3 protein-coding genes are annotated in these 5,535 nt (G+C 68.6%); all 3 read left to right on the forward strand.

Annotated features, from left to right (window positions below; all coding sequences use genetic code 11):
- Positions 1 to 216, forward strand: a 216-nt coding sequence (locus H926_RS34610; protein WP_237741009.1) for a hypothetical protein, incomplete at its 5' end; no start/stop codon positions are given.
- A complete protein-coding gene (locus H926_RS0110120) occupies positions 213 to 2,822 on the forward strand; it encodes a glycoside hydrolase family 2 protein (RefSeq protein WP_022676196.1) in 2,610 nt (869 codons plus the stop codon). The genes H926_RS34610 and H926_RS0110120, both read left to right, overlap by 4 nt.
- On the forward strand, positions 2,822 to 5,419 hold the full coding sequence (locus tag H926_RS0110125) for a glycoside hydrolase family 3 C-terminal domain-containing protein (RefSeq protein WP_371256233.1): 2,598 nt from the start codon (positions 2,822 to 2,824) through the stop codon (positions 5,417 to 5,419). Before H926_RS0110120 ends, H926_RS0110125 begins: the two co-directional genes overlap by 1 nt.
- The last annotated feature ends 116 nt before the right edge of the window (positions 5,420 to 5,535 follow it).

Here is a 5,535-nt window from a genome sequence, read left to right on the forward strand (position 1 = left end):
CACGATCCCATGCCCGGCGCGCGGGTGCTGGCCACCTGGCCGCTGCCCGATCCGGCCAAGGCGCCGCAGCAGTTTGCGCTCGACGCCGATCTGCCGCAGCTGGGCCTGGCGGATGAAAGCGACGTCTGCTTCCAGTTCACCGCATCGCCCGCCGGGCCGTTCTACACGGTGGAGCAGGTGCAGTGGCATGAAACCCCGCGTGGGGCGGCGAAGTGAGGCGGCTGGTCACGCTGGCTGCCCTGGCGCTGGCCGGGGTGGCGCCAGCCGCGCTGGCCGCGCCGGAAAGCCAGTCGCTCGATACCGGCTGGCAGGCGCGCATTGCCCCTGAAGACGGCGCGGCCAAAGCCCATCCCCGCGAAGCGCAGTGGTTTGGCGTGCCCGTGCCCGGCACCGTGCAACAGGCGCTGGTCGAACAGCACCGCGTGCCCGATCCGTTCATCGGCACCAACGAAGGCGCAATCCAGTGGGCAGGCCTGGCCGGTTGGGACATGCGCCGCACGCTTGATGTAACGCCAGCGATGCTGGCGCACGGCCATCTCGATCTGGTGTTCGACGGGATCGACACCTTCGCCACGGTCAGCGTCAACGGGCATGACGTGCTCACGGCCGACAATGCCCACCGCACTTGGCGCGTACCAGTGCGCGCGCTGCTCCATGCCGGCGCCAATGAAATCTTGGTGCGCTTTGCCTCACCCATCCGGGCTTTGCAGCCGATGGTGCTCAAGCAAGCGCATCCGCTGCCGGCCGAATACGATTCCGCCTTTGGTGACGAGCCCAAGGGCGTGCAGACCTCTGCCTACATCCGCAAGCCCAAGTACCAGTATGGCTGGGACTGGGGCCCGCGCATCGTCAACATCGGGCTGTGGCACGGCGTGCGGCTGGAAGGCTGGGACGGGGCGCGGATCGGTGCGATGGACGTGCAGCAGGATGCCGTGGGCAGCGCGCAGGCGCGGCTGACCGCGCGCCTGGCGGTAGAGGCCGAGGCCAGCGCGCCGCTTACCGTCGAACTGGCAGTGACCGCGCCCGATGGCACGGCGCTGCCGCCGGTCACGCGGAGCGTGTCGGTCGATGCCGGCAGCAACACGATCACCGTGCCACTGACTATCGCCGCGCCGCAGCGCTGGTGGCCGGTGGGCATGGGCGCCCAGCCGCTTTACCAGGTATCGGCGCGCATCATCGATGGGGCGGGGCAGGGTCAGGCCGCGCAGCGCACGGTGGGCCTGCGCACGGTTGAACTGATCCGTGGCAATGGCGCGTTCGGCTTCAAGATCAACGGCGTGCCGGTCTTTGCCAAGGGCGCCAACCTGATCCCGTTTGACAGCTTCCCCTCGCGCGTCACCGCCGCCACGATGGAACACATGCTGGCCGATGCCAGGGCGGCCAACATGAACATGATCCGGGTGTGGGGCGGCGGCACTTATCTCGACGATGCGTTCTATGCTGCGGCCGATCGCATGGGCCTGATGATCTGGCAGGATTTCATGTTCGGCGGCGCCGTGCCGCCACCCGATCCGGCCTATCGCGCCAGTGTTGCCGCCGAGGCAGACGATCAACTGGCGCGGCTGGGCAGCCATCCTTCGATCGTGGTGTGGACCGGCGGCAACGAAGTGCTGTCGGGCTGGGCCAACTGGTCTGACCGCAAGGAGTTCAAGAAGGCAATTGGGCCTGACGAGCAGGAGCGCATTGCCACGGCGATGACCGTGCTGTTCGACCGTGTGCTGCGCGATGCCGTGGCCGCGCACAGCCCGCAGACCCCCTATTGGCCGGGTTCGCCATCGACCGATTATGAAGGCCCGGTCGATACCGATGCCGCTGGCGATCGCCATTTCTGGGATGTCTGGTCGGGCTCCAAGCCGGTGGAGAACTACCTCGACAGCTGCCCGCGCTTCATGTCGGAATATGGCTTCCAGGCGATGCCGGTCATGGCCACGATCGCCGGTTTTGCCGGGCCGAACGTGTCAGACCCGCAAAGCGCGGTGATGAAGGCACACCAGAAGTTCCTGGCGGGCGAAGGCAATAGCCGACTGCAATTCTATCTCGATGCGCGGCTGCGCGCGCCACAGGGCAGCGGCCCGGCGCGACTGGCGGATTTCGATTACCTTACCCAGGTCAACCAGATGCAGGCGATCGACATGGCCGCGCGCCACCATCGCGCCTGCGCCCCGGTCACCATGGGGTCACTCTATTGGCAGTTGAACGATGTCTGGCCGGCGATTTCGTGGTCGAGCATCGATTACGCCGGGCGGTGGAAGCTGCTGCACTATGCCGCGCGCCGGTTCTTTGCCCCGCAGACCGTGGTGGCCGAGCACAAGGGCGCGGCGACGCGCGTGGCGCTGGTCTCTGACGCGCAAGGTCCGCCCGCCGCGCACTGGCGCCTGACCGGGCGCGCCATGGACGGCACCACGCTGGGCACCGCGCAGGGCGATGTGCAGCTGGCCGCCAATGGCGTGACCGAGGCGGCAGAGGTGCCCGATGCCACGGTCTTTGGCAGCGCGGCGCCCGGCGCGGCTTATGCCGTGGCCGAACTGCTGGTCGCTGGCCAGCCGGTCGCGCGCCAGATCGTGGAGCGCGCCGTGCCCAAGGCCATGGCCTATCCCGACCCCGGCCTGTCGGTCGTCTGGCATGGGCGCCAGGTGACGGTTTCCGCGCGCAACCTGGCGCGCGCCGTCATGCTCGATTTCGGCACGCTGGATGCAGCCGCCGATGACAACGGCTTTGACCTGCTGCCCGGGGAAAGCCGCACCCTTACCATCGCCGGCCCTGCGCCGGTGGCCGCCCTGCGCCGCGCGCTGGTGCTGCGTACCCTGGCCGGGAGCCACTGATGCGTTCGTTGTCCGTTTCCTCTGCCCTGGCGTCGGTCATGGCGCTGGCTCTCGCCGCGCCGCTGGCCCATGCCGACCCGGTGGAGCAGCAAGTGGCCGCCGCGCTCAAGGGCGTGAGCCTGGAACGCAAGGCGGCGCAGTTGCAAAGCACGGCGCCAGCCGATCCGGGCCTGGGCCTGCCGGCTTATGACTGGTGGAACGAAGGGCTGCATGGCCTGGCGCGCAATGGCGTGGCCACGGTGTTTCCCCAGGCGATTGGCCTCGCCGCCACCTGGGACCCGGCGCTGATGGAGCGGGTGGGCACGGTGGTTTCGACCGAGGCGCGGGCGCGGTTCAATGCGCAGCCGGCTAGCGCCGATCGCCGCATCTACCAGGGCCTCACCATCTGGTCGCCCAATATCAACATCTTCCGCGATCCACGCTGGGGCCGGGGCCAGGAGACCTATGGCGAAGACCCGCTGCTGACCGGCAGCCTGGCGGTGGGCTTCATCCACGGTTTGCAAGGGCCAGACCTCGCGCATCCGCGCGTGATTGCCACGGCCAAGCACCTGGCAGTCCATTCCGGGCCTGAAGCCGGGCGCGACAGTTTCGATGTCGATCCTTCCCCTCAAGACCTGGAATGGACCTATCTGCCGCAATTCCGCATGGCCGTAACCCAGGGTCATGCGTTGTCGCTGATGTGTGCCTACAATTCCCTTGCCGGCATGCCGGCCTGCGCCAACGATGCGCTGCTCAATCAGCGCGTGCGCAAGGACTGGGGCTTTACCGGTTTCATCGTGTCGGATTGCGATGCCATCGGCAATATCTGGCAGTTCCACCACCATGCCTATGACGCGGCAGAGGCATCGGCAGCAGCGATCCGGGGCGGCACCGATTTCAACTGCGGCACGGCCTATTCCGCCTTGCCCGACGCAGTGCGGCGCGGCCTGGTGAGCGAGGCCGAGGTCGACCGCGCGCTGGTGCGTTCGCTCAGCGCGCGCGCACGGCTGGGCATTGCTTTCAACCAGCCCGATCCCTGGCGCGCGATCAAGCCCGACCAGGTCGATACGGCCGATCACCGCGCTCTGGCCCTGGAAGCGGCGCGCAAGGCGATGGTCCTGGTGCAGAACAACGGCGGCGTCCTGCCGCTGAAACCGGGGGTGAAACTGGCGGTGATCGGCGCCAATGCCGATGACCTGGGCGTGCTCGAGGCCAATTACCATGGCACCGCCGCCGCGCCCGTTACGCCGCTTGAAGGGCTGCGCGCGCGCTTTGGCGCTGATCACGTGGTCTATGCGCAAGGCTCGGTCCTGGCCGAAGGCGCGCCGGTGGTCCTGCCCGAAACCGCGCTCGCGGCCGATGGCAAGCCGGGGCTGTCGGCCGAATACCGCGATGCGATGGGCAAGCTGGTGCTGGCCCGCCAGGATCGCCGCATCGATTTCAACCTCACCCGCACCGCGCCGGCGGGCCTCGATCCGGCGCGGTTCAGCGCGCGCTGGCAAGGCATGCTGGTGCCGCCGGGGCCGGGTGCCTGGCGCCTGGCGATCGATGCGCCGCAATGCTGGAAGGATTGCCACCGCCACGATGACGTGGCGCTGTGGGTGGGCGGCAAGCAGTTGCACGCCGGCCCGCTGGGCAAGTCGCGGGTGGAGTTTGCGCTGACCAGCGATGGCACGCCGCAGCCGATCCGGCTGGAGCTGGAACACTATGGCGACGATGAAGGCCTGCGCCTGATGTGGGTGCCGCCCGCCGGCGCGGAAGAGGCCAAGGCCCTGGCCGTGGCCAAGGATGCCGATGTGATCGTGGCGGTGCTGGGCCTGTCCCCCGATCTTGAGGGCGAGGCGCTGCAGGTGCAGGTGCCCGGCTTTGTCGGCGGCGATCGGTCAGAGATCGAACTGCCCGAGCCGCAGGCGAGGCTGCTTGCCGGCCTGCGCGCCACGGGCAAGCCAGTGGTCGCCGTGCTGGCCACGGGCAGCGCCATCGCCATGGATGAAAGCCTGGCCGATGCCGTGCTGGTGGCGTGGTATCCGGGCCAGGCCGGCGGCACTGCGCTCGCTGACATCCTGTCGGGCGCCAGCAATCCTTCGGGGCGGCTGCCGGTCACGTTCTATCGCCACACCACCGATCTGCCCGCCTTCGTCGACTATGGCATGAAAGAGCGGACCTATCGCTTTTTCACCGGCACGCCGCTGTGGGGCTTTGGCCATGGCCTGTCCTATACCCGCTTTGCCTATGCCAACCCGGCCGTGAAGGCGGCCGATACGAAGAGCCCGGTCACCCTCTCGGTGCGCCTTGCCAACCAGGGCGGCCGCGGGGGCGAAGACGTGGTGCAGGCCTATGTCGTGCCGCCGATCCCCGTGCACGAGGCGGTGCTGACCGAACCCGTGCTGCAACACCAGTTGGCCGGTTTCGCCCGTGTTAACCTGGCACCGGGCAAGATGCAGACGGTGACGCTGACGCTCGATCCGCGCAGCCTGTCGGTGGTTGATCGCCGGGGCACCCGCCGGGTTCTTCCCGGCGCGTACAAGGCGTGGATTGGCGATGGCCAGCCGGGAGACGGGCCGGGCACCTGGGTGGAATTCACCCTGGCCGGCCAAGCGCAGGAGATGCCGAAGTGACCAAAGCCACCAACCCCCATGCCGCAGCGCTGGATCGCCGCTCGCTGGTCAAGGGTGCGGCGGCGCTGGCCACGGCCGGCTTCGTGGCCAGCCAGCCGGCGCGCGGTGCCGTGGCG

It is taken from the genome of Novosphingobium sp. B-7 (genome assembly GCF_000410615.1).
Classification (GTDB): Bacteria; Pseudomonadota; Alphaproteobacteria; order Sphingomonadales; family Sphingomonadaceae; genus Novosphingobium; species Novosphingobium capsulatum.

Bases quoted from the DNA above. Each gene is read 5' to 3' on its own strand.
- H926_RS0110125 (WP_371256233.1), top strand. From the start codon at position 2,822: ATGCGTTCGTTGTCCGTTTCCTCTGCCCTGGCGTCGGTCATGGCGCTG.